Source organism: Alteromonas sp. ISO5 (assembly GCF_058105165.1).
Map to the genome: position 1 here is coordinate 4597007 of NZ_CM176572.1, position 21372 is coordinate 4618378.

Annotated in this window: 16 protein-coding genes; 8 read left to right on the plus strand and 8 right to left on the minus strand. The window is 50.1% G+C overall.

The genetic code is table 11. The features are described from left to right. Positions 1-9 precede the first annotated feature (9 nt). Complete coding sequence (locus AC2T0J_RS20865) at positions 10-576, minus strand: phosphoribosyltransferase (RefSeq protein WP_489807661.1); 567 nt, start codon at positions 574-576, stop codon at positions 10-12. 98 nt (positions 577-674) lie between these two features. Continuing rightward, positions 675-1880 (minus strand): lipoprotein-releasing ABC transporter permease subunit, encoded by a 1206-nt coding sequence (locus AC2T0J_RS20870; RefSeq protein ID WP_489807662.1) that lies wholly within the window; start codon positions 1878-1880, stop codon positions 675-677. Between the two features lie 163 nt (positions 1881-2043). On the opposite strand from AC2T0J_RS20870, the gene AC2T0J_RS20875 reads away from it, so the two are divergent. The 4 genes from AC2T0J_RS20875 to AC2T0J_RS20890 are packed head-to-tail and all read left to right on the plus strand — an operon-like array spanning position 2044 to position 8147. Beyond that, positions 2044-2637, plus strand: a complete 594-nt coding sequence (locus AC2T0J_RS20875) for a PilZ domain-containing protein (protein ID WP_489810374.1) — start codon at positions 2044-2046, stop codon at positions 2635-2637. A 49-nt stretch (positions 2638-2686) separates the two neighbouring features. Continuing rightward, on the plus strand, positions 2687-6187 hold the full coding sequence (gene mfd / locus AC2T0J_RS20880) for a transcription-repair coupling factor (RefSeq protein ID WP_489807663.1): 3501 nt from the start codon (positions 2687-2689) through the stop codon (positions 6185-6187). Continuing rightward, positions 6184-7605, plus strand: a complete 1422-nt coding sequence (locus tag AC2T0J_RS20885) for a CsiV family protein (RefSeq protein WP_489807664.1) — start codon at positions 6184-6186, stop codon at positions 7603-7605. Before mfd ends, AC2T0J_RS20885 begins: the two co-directional genes overlap by 4 nt. Before the next feature lie 2 nt (positions 7606-7607). Further along, a complete protein-coding gene (locus tag AC2T0J_RS20890) occupies positions 7608-8147 on the plus strand; it encodes a cob(I)yrinic acid a,c-diamide adenosyltransferase (RefSeq protein WP_489807665.1) in 540 nt (179 codons plus the stop codon). Positions 8148-8203: 56 nt separating this feature from the next. On the opposite strand, the gene AC2T0J_RS20895 is transcribed toward AC2T0J_RS20890, so the two are convergent. The 3 genes from AC2T0J_RS20895 to nagZ are packed head-to-tail and all read right to left on the minus strand — an operon-like array spanning position 8204 to position 13961. Further along, the gene (locus AC2T0J_RS20895) at positions 8204-11545 is read right to left on the minus strand and encodes a hypothetical protein (RefSeq protein WP_489807666.1); all 3342 of its coding nucleotides are present in this window, start codon (positions 11543-11545) and stop codon (positions 8204-8206) included. A 60-nt stretch (positions 11546-11605) separates the two neighbouring features. After that, positions 11606-12976, minus strand: a complete 1371-nt coding sequence (locus AC2T0J_RS20900) for an SLC13 family permease (protein ID WP_489807667.1) — start codon at positions 12974-12976, stop codon at positions 11606-11608. After that, on the minus strand, positions 12966-13961 hold the full coding sequence (nagZ, locus tag AC2T0J_RS20905) for a beta-N-acetylhexosaminidase (RefSeq protein ID WP_489807668.1): 996 nt from the start codon (positions 13959-13961) through the stop codon (positions 12966-12968). The genes AC2T0J_RS20900 and nagZ overlap by 11 nt, the downstream gene beginning before the upstream one ends. 192 nt (positions 13962-14153) lie before the next feature. Here nagZ and AC2T0J_RS20910 point away from each other — a divergent pair, with 192 nt between their 5' ends. Genes AC2T0J_RS20910 through AC2T0J_RS20925 form a run of 4 tightly spaced genes read left to right on the plus strand, consistent with a single transcriptional unit; the run spans position 14154 to position 17921 of the window. Next, entirely contained in the window at positions 14154-16442 is a 2289-nt protein-coding gene (locus tag AC2T0J_RS20910) for a penicillin acylase family protein (protein ID WP_489807669.1), read from the plus strand. Between the two features lie 31 nt (positions 16443-16473). Further along, the gene (gene ybaK / locus AC2T0J_RS20915; RefSeq protein ID WP_489807670.1) at positions 16474-16941 is read left to right on the plus strand and encodes a Cys-tRNA(Pro) deacylase; all 468 of its coding nucleotides are present in this window, start codon (positions 16474-16476) and stop codon (positions 16939-16941) included. A 7-nt stretch (positions 16942-16948) separates the two neighbouring features. Next, positions 16949-17398: a GNAT family N-acetyltransferase gene (locus tag AC2T0J_RS20920; protein WP_489807671.1), complete on the plus strand. Its 450-nt coding sequence runs from the start codon at positions 16949-16951 to the stop codon at positions 17396-17398. Between the two features lie 22 nt (positions 17399-17420). After that, a complete protein-coding gene (locus AC2T0J_RS20925; protein ID WP_489807672.1) occupies positions 17421-17921 on the plus strand; it encodes a TFIIB-type zinc ribbon-containing protein in 501 nt (166 codons plus the stop codon). A 4-nt stretch (positions 17922-17925) separates the two neighbouring features. Here AC2T0J_RS20925 and AC2T0J_RS20930 read toward each other — a convergent pair whose 3' ends face one another. The 3 genes from AC2T0J_RS20930 to pheT all read right to left on the minus strand — a co-directional run bounded on the left by AC2T0J_RS20930 (position 17926) and on the right by pheT (position 21364). Next, positions 17926-18510: a hypothetical protein gene (locus AC2T0J_RS20930; protein ID WP_489807673.1), complete on the minus strand. Its 585-nt coding sequence runs from the start codon at positions 18508-18510 to the stop codon at positions 17926-17928. Between the two features lie 161 nt (positions 18511-18671). Beyond that, positions 18672-18971 carry an integration host factor subunit alpha gene (gene ihfA, locus AC2T0J_RS20935; protein WP_489807674.1) on the minus strand — a complete coding sequence of 100 codons (300 nt, stop codon included), beginning with the start codon at positions 18969-18971 and terminating at the stop codon, positions 18672-18674. 5 nt (positions 18972-18976) lie between these two features. Further along, complete coding sequence (gene pheT / locus AC2T0J_RS20940; RefSeq protein WP_489807675.1) at positions 18977-21364, minus strand: phenylalanine--tRNA ligase subunit beta; 2388 nt, start codon at positions 21362-21364, stop codon at positions 18977-18979. Between the last annotated feature and the right edge of the window lie 8 nt (positions 21365-21372).

A 21372-nucleotide genomic window follows, 5' to 3' on the forward strand; every position in this document is an offset into this window, starting at 1 on the left:
GCAAATGTATTACTCTTTATCGTAAAGAATATCCATAACGTCGGCCAGTTCAGTTTTACCGGCGCGTACTTCTTCTTCACTCATGTCGGCAATTTCATGGGGGAACACCAGCCACTCATCGCTTTCATTTACGTAGTAGTCAGGCACGATGTCTGTTTTATTATTTTTTGGCTTGTAATACGGGCAGGCAATACGGATATCTTTTGGCATATTCAGGCGCATCAGCTTCTTAATTTGCTTGATCAATGCGTCTACACTGCGGCCTGAGTCAAATACGTCATCAACAATCAGCAAGGCGTCTTCGGCATTAGCATTTTCAATCAGATAATGCAGGCCATGCACGCGAATTTCTTTGCTTTGCTTGTTAATGCCGTAATAAGAAGAAGTTCTTACGGCAATATGGTCGGTGGGAAATTTTTTAAACTCAAAAAACTCCTGTACAGCAATACCAATTGGCGCGCCGCCCCGCCAGATCCCAATAATAAATTGCGGACGAAAGCCGTCCTTATACACTTTTGAGGCAAGTCGAAATGAATCCTGAAGCAGATCCGCCGACGTAATAAAGACTTTATCCATAGAATCGGTAACCGAGCGAAAGAAAAGAACAAGATTATAGAAAATTTTATGCCACAATGCACGGCAAAACCCAAAAACCTGACCATTTAATCAAGTTTTTATGATTCCTGCTGTAAAACTTTGGCCGGTTGCACTTTCATAGCTCGCTGCGCCGGATACCAGCTCGCTAACAGGCACAATCCCAGGGAAAACAGCGTCACCCAAACCACTTGGTGCCATTGCATATCAATGGGTAAGCCTGGTCCATCGGCCGACAGCGCAAGATAGATTCCCAATAGTTCCAGTATATCGTTGATATACACAACCGCTACAATTCCCAGCGCAGCACCAATGAATGCGCCTTTAAGGCCGTTAAAGATACCGTTGAGCATAAATATGGCGCGCACCGTGGCTACCGTCATCCCCTGGGAGAGTAAAATGGCAATGTCACCACTTTTTTCCGACACCACCATCACCAGTGCAGACACAATGTTAAATGCCGCCACCGCAATAATTAGCAGCAACATTAAAAACATCATGTTTTTTTCCATTTTTACCGCATCGAACAAAGGCCCCTGGCGTGAGCGCCAATTACTGGTTGAATAACCCGCCTGTTCAAGCTCAGCCACCACGCCCTGGTAGTTAAACGCATTGTTTAAAAACAGGCGTACATCAGCCGGGCTGTTTTTGGGTTTGCGCAGTAGCCGGGTTAAATCGTCAAGCCGCAAGTAAATCACTTTGTCATCAAGCTGAGAGCCCAGGTTAAACAAAGCGGCTATCGTCACCAGGCGCTGGCTTGGCATGCGGCCAAATGGTGTATAAACACTTGCACCGGCAGCCATTACCCTGATTTGATCGCCCACATTCACACTCAGCTCCTGAGCCAGTGCGCGGCTGATGATAGCGCCAAACTTAATCTCTTCAAGGCGTTCAAAATTCCCTTCCAGCATGTAGTCGCTCACAATGCTGTGTTGCGCCATTGTTTCTGGGTCAACGCCCTGCAACTGCACGCCGCGCAGCGCCTGTCGGGATTGCACTAATCCTTCAGCTTCCCTGAACGGGCTGGCGGCCCGCACGTCGCTTAAGGGAAGCTCCAGTACCTCGTCAACACTGGCGTCATGAACAACCACCTGTGGCACAATGCCTAAAATCCGCTGGCGCAGCTGAGCTTCAAAACCGTTCATTACCGAAAGAACAATAATCAGCGACATTAGCCCCAGAGCTATCCCGGCTACCGAGAAGCGATTAATAAACGCCACAAAGCTGTTGTGTTTACCTGCTGTGGAGTAACGCAGAGCAATATAGGCAGAAAGCGGATAGGCCATGAAATTTCACCTGTACCTGGGCAGTGAGGGCTTGGTATTTACCCTTCCCTACACTACTCTTAATCAATACGGTACGTTGTACGTTTTAATGATAAACAAAGACTTAAGCTCGGTGCATAATACGTGTAAGCTACCCTGCACACAAGTCAGCCTGGAGAGTATTGTGGAATCGTTAACCCTGGCAGAAAAACAAGCTCAGTTTAATGAGTTTTTCTTAATCAGCCACGCAATTAAGGTCAATATGCGTCAACTCGACGAGCACTGTGCCCTGCCAGACAACGAACAACTCGAAGACCACATGCCCTACGCCTTTCGCATTGCCAGCGAGATGGCATCTATCGAATCCCAGGCGCTGCGCCCGTTGCGCAACCTGAGTGATCACGCTTCCGAACTGGTGAATTACCTTAACCATCAGTCTCGCAAAATCGATTTGATGATGTCGTATATTTTACATCAGCAGGACGATCCGGATTATCGCTTTGAGAGTATCAGGTTCGGCGGCGGTGGCGTTATCATTAACCACCCTTCAGCACTGGATGTTGGTACTCTGGCAGAACTTAAATTGTTTGTATCAGAAGAAGCCGCGGCGATTTTTTGCTACGGCGAAGTTATTACTTGCCAGCAGGAATCGGATGGCTACCATATAGCCTTCATTTTTACCCGGATCCGCGAACAGGATCAGGAACTGTTAGTCAGAGCCAGTTTGCATTTACAAACGCAGCAGCTTCGCAAGCGCAACCAAAATAAAAACGCTTAACCTGCAAGTAAAAAACTTAAACGCTCAAAAAAAGAATCGTTAAGGAATCATGACAACCACGCTTAATTCTTTGCCACTGCCCAAAACCAAGTCGTCAGCCGGTTTTCAGGACCAACAACAATGGGGGCAGTTGCAAGGCAGCAGTCGCGCGCTCGCCGTTGCCCAGGCCAGTCAGCAGGCCGTCCGCCCTATCGTGTTGGTAACCGCCGATACCCCATCAGCGCTCAAACTCGAAAAAGAAATCCGCTATTTTCAGGGCAGTCAGCATGATGCTCCGGTTACCTTATTCCCCGACTGGGAAACCTTGCCTTACGATACGTTCTCGCCGCATCAGGATATTATTTCCCAGCGTCTGGAAACCCTGTTCCGACTAACCCAGGAACCCCGTGGCATCTTTATTGTGCCCATCAACACCCTGATGCAGCGTTTGGCCCCGGTTGAATATATTGGCCAGCATTTGCTGCTGTTAAAGCGTGGTCAGCAACTGGATCGCGACCAGTTCCGCCGCCAGTTAGAACAAGCTGGTTATCTGCATGTTAGTCAGGTAATGAGCCACAGCGAATTTTCTATTCGCGGTAGTATTATCGATCTCTACCCTATGGGCTCTAAAGATCCCTACCGAGTCGACCTGTTCGATAACGAGGTAGACAGTATTCGCCTGTTCGATCCGGACTCGCAACGCTCCGCCGAATCAGTCGCTGAAATTCGCATGCTACCGGCCCGGGAGTTCCCCACCGATAAAGCCGCGCTCAACCTGTTTCGCCAGCAGTTTTTAGAGCGTTTCGACGCCAGCAACAGTGCTGAGTCGGTGTTCAATCAAATCACCCGAGGCACCATGCCAAGCGGTGTGGAGTATTATCTCCCACTGTTTTTCGAAAAAACCGCCACACTGTTTGATTACTTTCATCGCGACACCCTTATTATGCTACATGGCGATGTCAGCGATGCCTGTGAATTTTTCTGGGCCGATCTGAATGAGCGTTATGAGCAATATCGCTACAACAAACATCGCCCGTTACTGGCACCGATGGAGCTGTTTTTACCGGTTAACGAATTATTTGCTGGCTTAAAACAATGGCCGCGGGTGGCGCTGACCTCGCAACCACTCGACGATGCAGCCGGTAAACACAACCTGCATTGCGAAAAGCTCGACAATATCGCTTTAAACCCACAAAAGAAGCAGCCCGCCCAGGCGTTATTAAATACCTTATCGGAAGCCCGGGATCGCGGTGCAAAAGTGCTGTTCTGCGCTGAATCCCAGGGCCGCCGGGAAAACCTGCTCGACATCTTAAGTAAGTATCAGATTAAACCGGTGGAGTTTGCGCACTTCGACGATTTTCTTACCAGCCACGAACCGGTTGGTATCTCCATAGGTATGGTGGAGCACAGTTTCCGCTGGAACAATCCCGACGGAGAATTACTGTTTATTACCGAAACCCAATTGCTCGGTCACAAAATCAGTCAGCGCCGCTTACGCACCGCACAAAAACCGACCGACGAAAACGCGATTATTCGCAATCTGGCTGAACTGTCTGTGGGTCAGCCAGTGGTGCATCTCGACCACGGTGTAGGCCGCTATATAGGTCTGCAAACCCTCGACGCCGGAGGCGTCACCACCGAGTTTTTAACCATCGAATATGCCAAGCAGGCAAAATTATATGTACCGGTTGCCTCGCTGCACTTAATTTCGCGCTACAGCGGCGGTGAGCAGGATTCTGCGCCATTGCATAGCCTGGGTTCCGATGCCTGGGAAAAAGCCAAGAAAAAGGCTGCTGAGCGGGTGCGTGACGTGGCGGCAGAGCTACTCGATGTCTACGCTAAGCGCGCTGCCAAACCGGGCTTTGCTTACCCCATTACCTGGGAAGAATACCAAAGCTTTGCCGACAGCTTCCCGTTTGAAGAAACCGCCGATCAAATGCAGGCCATTAACGCGGTCATTCAAGACATGGGTAGCCCGCAGGCCATGGACCGACTGGTATGTGGTGACGTTGGTTTTGGCAAAACCGAAGTAGCCATGCGCGCGGCTTTCTTAGCCGCTAATCAGGGCAAACAGGTGGCCATTCTGGTGCCCACCACCCTGCTTGCGCAGCAACACTTCGAAAACTTTAAAGACCGCTTTGCCAACTGGCCGTTCCGCATTGAGGTGGTCTCCCGCTTTGTGAGCGGTAAAGCCACCAAATCGGTCATGGACGGTATCGAAAACGGTACTGTGGATATAGTGGTCGGTACTCATAAGCTGCTCGGCGACACCATTCAGTTTAATGATCTCGGCCTTGTTATCATCGACGAAGAACACCGCTTTGGCGTGCGCCAGAAAGAAAAATTTAAAGCCCTGCGCGCCGATGTAGACATTCTTACTCTTACCGCTACGCCCATTCCGCGTACGTTAAATATGGCCATGTCGGGAATGCGTGATTTATCGATTATCGCCACCGCCCCGGCTAAACGGCTGGCCATAAAAACCTTTGTACAACAGCGGGATAAAGCGGTTATTCGCGAAGCCATCATGCGGGAGATTCTGCGCGGTGGTCAGGTGTATTTCCTGCATAACGAAGTAGAAAGCATCGCTCGCACGGCCGAAGAAATTGCCGAAATCGTGCCAGAAGCCCGCATTGCCGTAGGACACGGCCAAATGCGCGAGCGCGAGCTTGAGTCGGTAATGAGTGATTTTTATCATCAGCGTTTTAATGTGCTGGTGTGTACCACTATTATCGAAACCGGTATCGATGTGCCCACCGCCAACACCATTATTATGGACCGCGCCGACCATCTTGGCCTGGCGCAGCTGCACCAGTTACGCGGCCGGGTTGGGCGTTCACACCACCAGGCCTATGCGTATTTGTTAACACCGCATCCTAAGCGCATGACCCGCGATGCCGTTAAACGCCTGGAAGCCATTGCCAGCCTGGAAGACTTAGGCGCAGGCTTTGCGCTGGCCACTCACGATCTAGAAATTCGAGGTGCCGGCGAATTGCTCGGCGAAGATCAGTCCGGTCAGATTGCCAGTGTGGGTTACTCACTTTATATGGACATGCTCGAACAAGCGGTAGATGCCCTTAAAGCCGGCAAAGAGCCGTCACTCAGCGATGCTAACCGCCTGCATACCGAAATAGAATTGCGCATACCGGCGCTATTACCAGAAGATTACATTGCCGATGTAAACACCCGGTTATCGTTGTACAAACAACTGGCCAGTTGTAAAAACAGCGATGATATCGAAGCATTCCAGATTGAGTGTATCGACCGCTTCGGCCTGCTCCCGGATGCCGCAAAAAATCTGATTGCAGTGGCCGAGCTTAAGCTTAAAGCACGTCGGGTGGGCATTCATAAAGTAGAAATGACTGCCACCGGCGGTACCATCGAGTTTAACGAAGATACACCGGTCGACCCCGGTTTTATTATTCAATTGGTACAAACCCGCAATAAAATGTTTAAGTTTGAAGGCAGTCAAAAACTGCGGATCGTAAAGAAAACCGAGACAGCCCGCGAACGATTAGCTATGGTGGACGGGCTTATAGAAGAATTTGCCAGGGAGATCAGCCAGGCATGAGGCGTATTATTGGTAGCCTGCTCGCACTCAGTTGTATAACCGCTAGCCCGGTACAAGCCAACGACGAAGATAAATGGTGGTTCGACATCGAGGTAATGCTGTTCGCCCGCGATACCGCGGTGAGCGATCTTGCCGAGCTGTTTGAACGTCAACAGGTATTAAGCACACCAAAAACTGACTGGGATTTGCTGACCAAGTATTACCAGCCAGACATTACGATGGTGTACAACTCCTTACCGGTTTGCGACACCTCCCCATCACCACTGTGGGCAGAAGCCCCCTCCCAGGAAGAAATCCTGCGCGATTATTATATCGAGCCGGACAAACCTGCTTCGAATGAACAGGCAGAGCTTGCTGGAAGAGGCAACCTTCCGGCGTCTGACCAAAGCAATGCATTAAGCAATGAAGACAACGAGCTCTCATTGCCAGCTGATAAAGCCAAGCAAGGCTTAGCGGAGTCCGAGAACACTTTATCTGACCAGACAGTCCCGTTTTCAGCACCAGCAACTGAAATTATTCCTCCTGACCCCACAGCCATTGCGGCCTACTGGTTGTCGTTTTATTTAAACGAAGAACAGCTTAAGCCGGTCAGCGTAAAACGCCGCCCGCTCAATTGTGTCAGCCAGAAGGAACCGGTATTCAATACACAAACCTGGCAGTGGCAGCAACCCGATTTATATGTACCGCCGCGTGAGCAAACGCCGCTTTATGTGCAAGGTGCCAATTTTAAGCGGGCCAACGGCCCTCATTTACTACCTTCTGACCAGTTGACTCAGGATGACATATACACCAGCATACGCTGGCGTAAGGGCATTGAACGCCTGGCGCATTTTAGCTGGCGTCAGCAAGTAAAATTTGGTCAGGATAAAGCCGAAACCCTGCGTTTATTTGCCGGCCAGAATTTCGCCCGGCAATTTACCCAGAACGGCGATCTGCGTCCGCAACAATCCCCCCCGGGCGACCAACCCGACACGGAGCATAACGCCGAGCGGCTCGAACCAGTAGATACCTTTTTCGCGGAGTTGAATCAGCGCCTGAATAACCCGCAGCCAATCAGTTTTGCCGGTATGACAGCACCACCGGAAACCAATGATGACGGCAATACCCAGTCGGAAGTGAAGCGATTATCCCCTATCTGGGAGCTTGATGGGTTTATTCAGATATACCTTAAATACATCAACCGCGTGCCCTACCTGCACATTAACAGCGAGCTGTTTTACCGGCAGCCGGTCTTATCGACCAATACCCTGCCCGGTGCAGCACCGGCCTACGAACTAGTCTCTGTTCCGTTTTCCCAGCAGCGCCGCGTGATCAGTACCCAACTTCACTATTTTGACCATCCGCTGTTTGGCATGCTGGTACAAATCCGCCGTTACGATCGGCCTGCAGCGCCGCAAACCGGCGAGGAGCAAGACTAATCATGAAAATCTATACCAAAACCGGCGATCAGGGGGAAACCCAACTCTATGTTAACAAGCCGCAAAAAGTGGCCAAAGACGACGCCATTATTGAATGTTACGGCAGCCTCGATGAACTCAACGCGCAGATTGGCCTGCTCAGCGCTCGCCTGCAAAAAGACAAACAGGGCAGTGACAGCGATTTAGCCATGCTGGCAGCCATTCAAAATGCCTTATTCAGTGTTGGATTTGCGGTGTCGGCCAGTTCCACACTGGCTGCTGATGCGGTAGTGGATTTGGAATCCCATATCGATGTGATGCAGGCCGACTTACCACCCCAAACCAGCTTTATTTTACCCGGCGGCTGTATGGCGGCTGCGCAGGCTCATGTTTGTCGTACCGTGTGCCGCCGTGCCGAGCGACGTATGATCAGCATGGCCAAACATACCGAAGTATCCGGGCTCGCCCAACAGTACATCAATCGCTTGTCTGACTGGCTGTATGTGTTTGCCCGCTATCTGAACGCCAGAGCCGGTGTAGCCGATGTGCCGGTAACACGTTAGCCACCTTGTGACTAACGCAGTTTTAACACAAAATAGAATTCTAGTGGATCTGTAACCTAGTCTCCACGCGGCGTGAGCGGTATTGTATCTTGTAATTCACAATTGCCACCACTATTACAGACCGGAAATAAAAGTGGTTCAAAGATAAAACACGAACCACTGGGGCCTCTAACCTGAGCTTCATAGTACAGGTCATATTTGGCACTGATGACGCCATTACGCGTTTCATCCAGACTCTGCAATTGTTCGATACTGGTAGATGGCTCTGCGTAAACCAACCGAGTCGGTAAATACGGACAATTGCCTACATATGATGATGGCAGAGAATAAATGTTGCATTGATTGTTGGACGAACACCCTGAGACATCAATAGCCTCTTTAATTTGCCCTTCTAACTCATCAATAAACCCATCTAAGGTTTCAGCAAAGTGCCAGTAAGCGGTATGATCTGGAATCACCAGCCTGGAACCTGCGGTTGTTTCACTAGTTATTTCATAAACTAACTGACCAATAGCTGAACTTTCCTCCTCGGCGTCGTGCCATTCACTTGCCAGAAAGTCCAGTGATTTCCCGGCAGCCAAAGCGTGTGATGATTCTGCTATTTGGATGCCGTTGTCCGGTTCAGCATCATTATCCAGACTTTGTAAAAACCGGGCGATATTTAGCGCAGTAAAACTATCGTTCTCGGCCAGGTCCAAAGGCGTTAAAATCGCCTTTGGTTCAATCTGATAGCCAACCGCAATATCGCCAATAAAAAACTGTACGCGCTCACCCAGTTTATAACCAAACCGACCGTTTTCGTCGGTATATCCCTGATAGTTCCCCGATACTACGCGGATACCTTCAACGCTACTATCCAGTAGCTGTCCGTAGCCGTCGGGTTCAGGTTCTTTTAACTCACAATAACCGCTGTCGTTACACACCGGATAAAGTGGTTGTTCAAAGGTAAAACAGGTACCCGAAGATTGTCCTGTGAGTGAGCTGGTATATAACTGCGATTTCAGACTAATGGCATCATTACGTTGTGCAGTCAGTGAATCCAGTGCAGGTACGTCAGTAGCAGGCTCTGAATAGGCAAATCGTTGCGGTAAGGGTGGGCATGAAGTAACCAGCGAAGTGGCCAGACCATATACTTTACACTGGCTCGTCTCAGAGCACGGTGAGTCCTCCAGGGTATAGCCAATATCAGCAGCCAGCGCATCAATAGTTACATCAAGTTCGCTCGCCAATTGCACATAGGCGTCGTGTGCCGAAACACTATAGCGAGAGCCCGCCGCGGTTTGACTGGTTAACAGGTACAATAACTGGCCAATTGACGAGCTTTCCAGCTCGGCATCACGCCATTCACTGGCAAGGAAATCCAGATTTTCACCGCGCGCCAGCTCATGGCTGGAGGCAGCAATCTCAATACCATTACCCAGCAAACCATCATCATCCAGGCTCTGTAAAAAACGACTGATATTAATGGCAATCAAAGACTCCTGACCAGCCAGATCCACCGGTGTAATGTTAGCCTGCGCGTCTACAGGTCCGCCCAGAGCAATATCACCAATAAAAAACTGTACCTGCTCACCTTGCAGGTATCCAAAATTACCGTTTTCATCGGTAAACCCTTCATAATAGCCAGACACTACTCTTATGCCAGAAACACCGCCGGAAATATTAAACTGACCATAGGCATCCGGTTTATTTTCACGCAGCTCACAACCATTATTAACACATATAGCCACTGTGGGTTGTTCCGTGGCTTCACAATTATCCCCTGCGTAACCAATATCAGCGTTGTAATACAGCTCACCTTTCGCATTGATAACCGTTAATCGCTCGCTATCTAAACGCGCCAGTAAATCGGCATCGGTTGCCGTGTCAGAATACACGCGTTGAGCGGGTAATGGCGGGCATGCACTGACTTCAGATGAATTCTGGTGATAGATATGACACTGACTATTGCCACTACAACCTGTTACATTCAAGGTATCGTTAATCTCGCTTTCGAAGACATCAATTATGTCATCAAGCGTTATTGCAAAATGCTGGTATGCCGCCGAAGGCGAAATGGCAACTCGTGGTCCGGCCTGTGTTTGCTGCGTCAGGTGACTCAAAAGTTTCCCAATCACGGAATCAGCTTGAGTTGCGCTGTGCCAATCTGACGAAGCAAAATCAAGGGATTGATTAGCTGCAAAAGCGTGTGATGAATCGGCGATCTGGATTCCGTTTTCAGGGTCTGCGTCGTTATCCAGTGATTGTAAAAAGCGCGCAATGTTAAGCGCTTCAAATGCATCGTTATTGGCCAGTTCCAGCGGCGTTATAACTGCCTCAGGCGCTACAGCGTAGCCAATGGCAATATCACCGACAAAGAATTGAACAGTTTCACCCAATTTGTAGCCGAACATTCCGCTCTCGTCGGTCATCCCTTCATACCGGCCAGATACCACACGTAAACCGGCTACCGGACTATCCACCAATTGTCCATAGGCGTCGGGCGTTGCTGCAGCCAGTTCACAAACTCCTTCATTATTACAAGAAGGATACTGCTGTGGCGCAAACTGAAAACAAGCACCGCTTGTATCTTCATTTACGGCAGCATGATAAATATCTGCTTTGGTGTCGATAACACTGTCACGCTCCTGAGCCAGCATATCGAGTTGTTCAAGATTAGTTGTAGTGCCTGATAACACGCGTTTATCATCCAGAGCGGAACAGAAAACTACGTCAGCACTGGTAAGGCTATACTCCTTACACTGACTATCTTCTGTACAACCAGACGTATTCAGAGTTGCATCAATCTCTACATCAAGTTCACTGATAAAACCATCAAGAGTCGAGGAAAAATGTAAGTACGCCTCCTCAGCTGCAACGGTATAACGAGCACCGGCGCTGCTTTGCGCGGTCAAGGCATACATCATTTCATCTACTGGCGAATCACCGTTACCGGCTGATTCCCAATCTGGCGAGGAAAAATCCAATACGCGACTTGCGGCACTTTGATGAGTAAGAGTAGTAATCTGGATCCCGTTTTCAGGGTCGGCATCATCATCCAGCGTTTGTAAAAAGCGGGCAATATTGAGTGCGGAATAAGCGTCATTATTGGCAAGGTCTGCCGGCGTCAGAACTGATTTTGGCTCAACCTGCTCACCCACAGCAATATCACCAACAAAAAACTGAACCTGCTCGCCGTTTTTATAACCAAAAGTACCATCCTCACTGGTAATGCCTTCGAACTGGCCAGATACAACACGGATACCAGCCACCGGACTATCCAGTAACTGACCATATGCATCAGCTGTTACTTCCGGTGGTACATTAACCTGCTCTTCAGAAGAGCTACCACTGCCGCCACAGCCATTCAACACAACTAATAACGCCAATACTCCTAACGGCTTTATATCCATATTCATCACTGCTCCATCATACTGAAACTTAGCCTTGTTTTTCGCTAGCATATACTAACATCGGTTCTATAACCGAGTCACCACCACCACACCTGTTATCACCAGCCCCACCAGAATATTTAGCATGGTGCCCTCGCGCACCATAGTTTGAATGGGGATCCGGCCGCTGCCATACACAATGGCATTGGGGGCCGTCGCCACCGGCATCATAAACGCACAACTGGCACTGATGGCGGCAGGCATCATCAGCACAATCGGATCCACACCAATCGCTGCCGACGCACTGGCCAGAATAGGCATCAGCAAGGTCGCGGTTGCAGTGTTCGAGGTAATTTCGGTGACAAAACTCACAGCCAGGCACAATACCAATAACGTTAACACAATGGGTAGTGTTGAAAGTCCGGTAAGTGCTTCGCCCAATAGCAAGCTTAAGCCAGATGCAGTAAATGCCTTGGCCATGCATATGCCACCTGCAAACAGCAATAACATGCCCCAGGGGATCGCCTCGGCGGTTTTCCAGTCGAGCAGTTGACCCGGTTTTTCTTTATCGCCATCAGGCACTAAAAACATCAGCACCACGCCGGCAATAGCAATAGTACTGTCGCTCACTAACGTCATGCCGGTCCATACCGACCAGTACGGGCGGAATATCCACGCCAGCGCCACAATGCCAAACACTGCCAGTACCCGTTTTTCCGCTGAGCGCCAGTCACCGGCTTTCGGTAAGTCGCAATCCGGCATATCACTTAATTTGCGGGTCAGCCACAAAGCCATTATCGGAATCGCTATCAGCACAATGGGTACTCCGGTCATCATCCAGTTAATAAAACTAAGTTCTGTGCCGGTGGTTTGCTGATACACACTCATAAAAATAATATTCGGTGGCGTGCCGATGGGCGTGCCCACCCCACCCAAACTGGCTGAATAGGCAATACCGAGTAATAAAGCGGCCGCCAACTTAGGCGAATTCATCGAGGTAATAATGGCCATGGCAATGGGCAGTAACATCAACGTTGTGGCCGTATTGGATATCCACATGCTCAGCACCGCCGAAGTGAGCATAAACCCAAGCACTAAGCGCCTGGCACTGGACGCACCGCATAAGCGCAGCATATACACCGCAATTCGACGGTGTACGCCCGACTTTTCCAATGCTTTAGAGAGCATAAAAGCGCCCATCAGTAGCAGGATCACATGGCTTCCCAGCGCCGATGCAGCCTCTTTATAATCAATGACTCCTGCCATAGGAAAGGCCACAAACGGAATCAACGAGGTAACCGGAATGGGCAGTGCTTCGGTTACCCACAAAATAGCAATTAAGAGCGTAAGCGCGGCTGTCAGACTGAGCGCCTGATCAAAACCATTAGCAGCCAGAGCACCCCACAACAGGGCGCTGACGACAGCGCTAAATACGATAACTTTATTTTTAACTTTCATAGCGTTGCCATACCTTACATGCTTGTTCGTAAGCTTGTTCTGCGGTTGCCGAAAGTTGCCAGCCGGTAAGTCTGTTCAGTCGATGAGAGGGCTCAGTAGTGCCTGGCAGGCCGTTTAAAATAGCCAGCGCACCGGCTGTATTGTTACACGCCAGCACCATATCGCAGCCAGCAGCCAGGGCGTGTTGAGCGCGTTCAGGGTAAGAGCCGGCCACCGCAGCGCCTTCCATAGACAAATCATCCGAAAATATGACTCCGTCAAAGCCAAGCTTTTGACGCAAAATGGTTTGAAGCCAGTAGTTTGAAAACCCCGCAGGTTTATCATCTATGGCCGTAAAACGCACGTGGGCGGGCATCATGGCATCAATTTTATGCTGCGCGATTAACTGGACAAAAGGCACCAGATCCTGTTGTTCTATGGTTTGCCAGTCCCGCTCATCCACCGGGGTATCAATGTGTGAGTCAGCCACCACGCTGCCATGACCGGGAAAGTGCTTGCCGGTAGAGGGCATTCCCACAGCATGCATGCCGTCTATCAGGCTCCCGGCCAGACGGGTAACCGTTTCTGGCTCAGCAGAGAAACCGCGATCGCCTATCACGTTGGACACGCCGTTAATATCAAGCACCGGCGCAAAACTAATATCGATATCCAGTTGCTTCAGCTCGTAGGCCATAATGACGCCGCAGGCATAACTTAATGTCTCGGCTTCATTATCATCAACGGTAAGGTGCAGTATCTGTCCCATGGCCGGTAGCCGGGTAAATCCGTGGCGAAAACGCTGCACCCGGCCCCCCTCGTGATCCACCGCAATGATCAGCGGTTTGCCCGCCGCAGTACGAATATCCCGTATCAACGCTTTGAGTTGCTCTACCGACTCGTAGTTGCGTGTAAACAGGATCACACCACCGGTAAGCGGGTGCGCTAGCATGTCGCGTTCATCTTGCTGTAAACTGACACTGCGACAATCGATCATTACTGGTCCCATGCTGACTCCTGGACTCCAATGCACTGTTTTAAAATGCTAAACTGCTTAGGACGTGGCGACAAACAAAAGATAAACCTGACCCGTGCAGCACAACGCTTTGGCCCGGCCAAAAGCACTGTGAAACGGGAGAGCTAAACCACCAGACTGCCGCCGAAAGGCTTTAAGCATAAGAAAAAACAGGGAGTATTACACGTGTTAAATTGGTTAAAACGGATCACACTGGCTGCGATTGGCCTGCTTATCATTGCCGTGATGGCAATTTACTTTACCCTTCGACAATCGCTACCGGCCCTAGACGGTGATCGGCTTGTCAGTCAGGTTCAACAACCAGCCACCCTGTCTCGTGACGCCCTTGGGCAGGCAATTATTCAGGCCGATTCACGCAAGGAAGCCATGTATTTACTTGGTTTTGCCCACGGTCAGGACCGCTTCTTTCAAATGGATCTGCAACGTCGGCTTGCCGCTGGCGAATTGTCCGAGTGGCTCGGCAGTATGGCCCTCGACGTCGATAAAACCGGTCGTTTTCATGAATTCCGTCGCCGTGCCAATACCATATATTCACAGTTACCGCAGGCACAAAAAGACATTCTTCTTGCTTACAGCGAGGGAGTTAATCAGGCCATCGCCGAACAGTCTGCCCGCCCCTTCGAATATCTCCTGACCAATTTTGAGCAAGCCCCCTGGTCGCCCCAGGATAGCATACTGGTTATCCTCAGCATGTACCTGGATTTACAAAGTGGTAATGTCAATCGAGACCTTACCCTGACCGAAATTAAGCATCAGTTTGGCCAGCCCATGGTCGATTTCATTCTGCAGCCAAGTCAGTATCAGGCTGCACTGGATAACAGCCAGCTCAGCGATGATGTGGAAATTCCATTGCTCAAAGCGCGGGCAGCCGCCGTGAGCAACAGCACGGCTCAAATGGCATTTCGCACCGAAATTGGCAGTAACAACTGGATTGTAGGCGGCGCGCTAACCGAAACCGGTGACGCTCTGTTGGCCAGTGATATGCACTTAGGTATGCGCGTACCCATTATCTGGTATCGCGCCCAGCTCAATTATGCGGTGGAGCAATACGACGTGTCGCTTACCGGTGTTACCTTACCCGGCGTGCCTGGCGTCATTGCCGGCACTAATGGTCATATCGCCTGGGGCTTCACCAATGCCTATGTGGATACCGCCGACTGGGTGCTGATTGACCGCAGCGAAGTAACCGCTGTGGATGAAACCATCAGCGTGAAAGGTGAGCCAGAAACTTATCAGCGGCTAACCAGCCAGTATGGCCCGGTTCGTCAGTTGGGTACGCGCTTTTACGCATTAAAATGGACCGCTCAGGAACCCTACGCGGTTAATCTCATGCTTAACCAGCTAGACACCAAGCTGTCGGTGCTGGAAGCCATTCCGGTAGTCAGAAAGCTCGGCATCCCGGTGCAGAACATTGCGCTTGGCGACACTGCCGGTAACATTGCCTGGATGCCAGCTGGTGCAGTCCCTGGCCGTAAAGTGCCTCATAACACGGCCATTGCACCAGCGCAGCTGGACGGGTTATGGAGCGTCGATGAAATGGACCTGCCAGTGGTGATGAACCCGTCATCACATCGTATCTGGACCGCTAATTCAAGGGTAATAGGCACTGACGACCTCGCCCGCTTTGGCGACGGTGGTTATGCCCTTGGCGCTCGTGCTCAACAGATCCGCGACCGCCTGTTCGATTATGAACAATTTGACGAACAACGTTTCTATCAAATCCAGCTCGATAATGAAGCCCGTTTTCTGCAGCCCTGGCATGCCCTGCTCCGGCAGTTGTTAAAGCGCAATTCCGGTTACTTTGCTGCTGATATCGAAGCACTGGATAACTGGCAAAGCTGCGCCTGCGCTGATTCGGTGGGCTATACCCTGGTGAAGCACTTTCGTCGTCAGGTAATCAACACCACTTTTGCGCCTGTTAGTGAGGCCCTTAAACCCAAGCATCTGAGCCTGCGTTTTGTATCCAGTAACCTCGAACCGGCTATCTGGCAGCTTATTCGCAGTGAAAACACTCAGTGGTTACCTGAGGACCATAACGACTGGCAAAGCTATATGCTGAGTCAGTATGAGCAGGCTCGCCAACAGTTGCTGGATAAACACGGCGCGTCGAAGGACTTATCGACCCTGGCCTGGGGTAAGGTCAATAAACAAGCAATCACTCATCCCTTTGCCGGCCAGATCCCGGTGTTCGGCAAGGCGTTAAACATGCCGGAAATTCCCGGCTATGGCGATACCTTTATGCCGGCGGTTCAGGCCCGCAGCTTCGGTGCATCCCAGCGCCTGTTTGTGCGTCCCGGCCATCTTGATAAAGCGGTATTAACCATTCCCGGCGGGCAGTCCGGTCATCCTTTATCGGCGTTTTATAAAGCCGGTTTCGATGACTATGCTAAGCATCGAATGACGCCATTACTGCCAGGTAAGCCTTTGCATACGCTCACTTTTATGCCAGAGTAAACAACTAACCAGTAAGTTGAGAATGACCTAAATGACCCCTGCAATAACACTGCTAGAGCGCGGCAAACATGCTCACAAGGTGCTCAGATATGAGCACGATAAACAGGCCGAGTCCTTCGGCCTGGAAGCGGTTGAAAAACTTTCGCTAGAGGCGCCCACGGTATTTAAAACTCTGGTTGCCGAACTGGACTCAGGCAAACTCGCGGTAGCCATTGTGCCGGTAACCCACCAGTTAAATCTCAAACAACTGGCCAAAGCAGCCGGCGCGAAAAAAGCGCAGATGGCGCCACCGGCAAAAGTGGAAAGCACTACCGGCTATGTGCTTGGCGGTGTCAGTCCGCTGGGCCAAAAAAAAGCCCTGCCCACGTTTATCGATGACAGTGCGACCCGGTTTGAACTGATTTATTGCAGTGCTGGCAAACGGGGCCTGGAAATCGAACTCGCCCCGCAATTACTTGCCAGCCTGACCCGCGCTACCTTTTCACCACTGACCGCGTAAAGGCCCAATGAACATTTCGCTACGGGATATTACCCGGCATAACTATGAAGCGGTTTGCGATATGGACGTCAGTGCGGCGCAGCAGGAATACGTGGCGTGCAACATGTGGTCTTTGTTGGAATCCCATTACAACGAAGGCTATACCTGTAAAGCCATTTACTGCGACGACAAACCTGCAGGCTTTTTTATGTGGGTGCAGGAAAACCCGAGCAAAGTCTCCATCTGGCGTTTTATGGTAAATGAACCGTTTCAGCAACGGGGTATTGGTCGGATTGCCCTGCAACTGGCAATTGAGCAAATAAAAGCCTTGCCGGGACTGGCAACCATTGAAATTTGTTATCACCCTAATAATCCGGTAGCCGGTACTTTTTATGCTTCCTTTGGCTTTATTGAAACCGGTCTCGACGAGGACGGCGACGACATGCTGGCAGAAATTACGTTAGCCACTGAGAAATAACATAAAAATACAGGGAAAACCAATGAAGTGCCCGCGAACTCACAATGAACTCACGCGTATTAATGTCGGCAACGTACCGGTGTTTGTAAGCGAGGCTTGCGGTGGTGTGTTTTTAGAAAATCAGACACTCGCTTTGTTTGAATCTCCCCAGGAAAAGCGCGGCCAGGCGCTGGAAAAGCACCTGCGCCAGTTTCACCATCAGCAGTCTGAACTGAATAGGCGGTGTCGCTGCCCAATCTGTACCGACACGGTTATGCTCCGTCGCTACTATAGTCCGCTGCACGTGGTAGAAATTGATGAATGTCCCGGCTGTGGGGGCATTTGGCTGGATACCGGCGAATTAAAGCAACTACAGTCTTTACTGCTAAATGCCAAAGAAAGGGCTATTTTACGTCAACAACTCATGCACGATCATCAGCCTGTCAAAATCGAGAGAATGGAACACTTGCGAGACCGTTGGATAAAACGCAGCGACAAAATCGACAAGCTGTTGGAACTGGCCGATTATCTGACCCGCTGGTAACGCCTTACTCGGGGTTTACCGGCTGGTCAGCTGACTGACGAAACCGTTCTTGCCACAGTGCTCTGGCTTGTTTGATATCGGCTTCATCGGGCGTCTCCGTTTCGCTTAACTCCCGCGCAATATCCATAATAATGGCGTCGCGCGCGGCAATCAGACGGTCTGCTTCAGCAAATAAATCACGGGCTTGAGGGTATTTGGATTTTAATGCATCAATCCCCTTAAGCTCATAATAATGCTGCTCAAAAGCGTCATTAAATAAAGCTCGTTTGGCGTGAAAAATCAGGTATTCCCGACCTTTTTCTGAGCTGACAAAATCGATATCATTTTGCGTCAACTCGGCCGCTTTGGCCACCTCTACTGCTTTTTGTTGCCATTGCGCAATAGCTGCCTGGTCATTATTTTTAACCGCACTGGCCATACCGGCCACCAGATCACTGGCATGCAGAATTTGTTGCCGAAACGCCATTGACGCCAGCTCTGTCTCATCGTATTCCGGCATCGCGGGCTCATCAGCCCCGTTAAACTGCCAGAATGCGGCCACGGCTAGCAGGACTACACCAATAAAGACGACGATTTTCTTAGAAAACATAACAACCTGTATGACACATTGGAAAGAATTTTTGAATGGATAGTTTACTATGACTGAACACAAAACGCATTGCGCGCCTTCACCGTATTAACGGCCATCAGCAATATTTAAAAGGGAAAATAACGAGCCAGCAAGTTGCTGGCCCGATTTTTATACCGTGTTTACTCTGACGGTGGCTTAGAGTTTTCCACCCGGCTTTTCAACTTTTGACCCGGGCGGAACGTAACCACCCGGCGCGCTTTAATCGGAATGTCTTCGCCGGTTTTTGGATTCCGGCCCGGACGTTCGTTTTTGTCGCGCAAATCAAAATTACCAAAACCGGATAGTTTCACTTGTTCACCGGATTCCAGTGCGCCTTTAATTTCTTCAAAAAACGCTTCTACCAGATCTTTGGCGTCCTTTTTATTAATACCCAGTTTTTCGAATAAGTGTTCAGCCATTTCGGCTTTGGTTAGTGCCATAAAATTTACTCTCTTAACGCTGCCCCGAATTCTGACTCAAGCCTTTGAATCACTGAATCTACTGCTGCTTGTATTTCCGCATCTTCCAGAGTTTTGCCTGGATCCTGCAGGATTAAAGACAATGCCAGGCTCTTATAACCGTCAGCAATTCCCTGTCCAGTGTACACATCGAACAAGTTTAGGCCAACTAGTTGATTTACGCCAATTTTTTCAACAAATTTTATTATATCGCCTACTTTTACGGTTTGTTTAACCGTAATGGCGATATCACGGCGGTTTGCCGGGTACTTGGAAATCGGCTGTGCCTGAGGTAATTTGCGGTCAGTAAGGGCCGCTAATTCAAGCTCAAACACAAATACTCTTCCGTTGGTGCCCAGTTGCTTACTGAACTGCGGATGTACCGCGCCCAACCAGCCAACACATTTATCGTCCAGGTAAATCGCCGCCGACATCCCCGGATGTAATGCAGAATGTGTTTCTGTATTAAAAGTGACCGTTTTTTCCTTTCCCGTCAATGCTAAAAGTGCTTCAACGTCTGCTTTTGCATCAAAAAAGTCAACCGGCTTGTCATTCGCATCCCAATGTTCATCGTAACGACGACCCGCAACAACCCCTGCCAGCATTGCTTCCTGACGAATACTGTTAGGCGCTTCTGCATCCGGAACAAACCGTAGTCCGGTTTCAAACAAACGAATACGCTGTTGCTGACGCTTCTGATTGTATGACGTAGCCTGCAGCAAACCCGGCCATAAACTCACCCGCATAATCGACATGTCTGCCGATATAGGATGTGGCAGCACAAGACCATTACTCTCAGGGAAAAGTGCATTTTGTATTTTCGGATCAACAAACGAATAGGTAATCGCTTCGTTGTAACCACGGTTTAACAGCACGGATTTCACGGCATTAACCGATAACTGTTGTTCTGAGGCCGGCAACATCGACAAGGCCGCTACCGGGGCTTCGTTTGGAATACTGTTGTAACCGTATACCCTGGCCACCTCTTCAATGAGATCTTCCTCAATCTCAATATCAAAACGATAGCTTGGTGCCGTAGCAACCCAGCCCTCGTCCGTTTCTTTGGCATCCAGCCCTAAACGCGCAAGAATCTCGCTCACCGTGTCAGCGGCAATATCAATACCCAGCACCTTAGCTAAGCGCGCTTTACGTAAAGTCACCTCAGCACGTGCCGGAATATCACTTTCGCTCACCGCTTCTACTACAGGGCCCGGTCCACCACCACAAATTTCAACAATCAGTTGTGTAGCCCGGTCCATCGCCGCAGCTTGTAATTGCGGATCAACACCACGTTCATAGCGGTGTGACGCATCGGTGTGCAGGCCATACTGACGGGCTTTACCCATAATCGCATCAGGGTGGAAAAACGCACTTTCCAGCAGAATGTCGGTAGTATTTTCGTCAGTCCCCGAATGCAGACCACCAAAGATGCCGGCCATAGCCAGCGCTTTTTTATCGTCGGCAATCACCAGGGTGTTGTCTTTTAACTCAACTTCGGTTTCGTCCAGTAAGGTGAGCTTTTCACCCGCCGTAGCCATACGTACGTTAATACCGCCTTCAATAGAAGCGAGATTGAACGCATGCATCGGATGACCCAGCTCCAGTAGTACGTAGTTAGTCACATCCACAATCGGGTCAATACTACGAATACCGCTGCGACGCAGCTTCTCGGTCAGCCATAAAGGCGAATCGGCTTTCACGTTTACGCCTTTAACCACCCGGCCAAGATAACGCGGACACGCCTGGGGAGCACTTAAGGTAATCGCGAGTTTGTCTTCAATGGCCGGGGCAACCGGCGCGACAACCGGCTCGCACACATCGGCTTTATTGAGTACGCCCACTTCACGAGCAATACCACGCAAACCTAAGCAATCTGCTCGGTTAGGAGTAAGGTCAACTTCTATAGTGACATCATCCAAACCAAGGTAGTCACGGATATTTTCGCCTACCGGTGCGTCCAGCGGCAATTCAATAATGCCGCTGTGGTCGTCACTTACGCCCAATTCAGAATAGCTGCACAACATGCCAAAGGAGGGTTCACCACGCAACTTGGCTTTTTTGATTTTAAAATCGCCCGGCAGTACCGCACCAACCTTGGCAACGGCTACTTTTAGGCCCTGACGACAGTTTGGTGCACCACAGACGATATCAACAAGTTCATCATCGCCCACATTAATTTTGGTGACTCGCAGTTTGTCAGCATTAGGGTGCTGACCACATTCCACCACTTCACCCACAACCACGCCGCTGAACTCACCCGCAACTGGTTCAACACCGTCGACTTCCAGACCAGCCATGCTCAATTGTTCGCACAACTCATCCCGTGATACGGCGGGATTCACCCACTCTCTTAACCATTTTTCACTGAATTTCATTTCGCTTT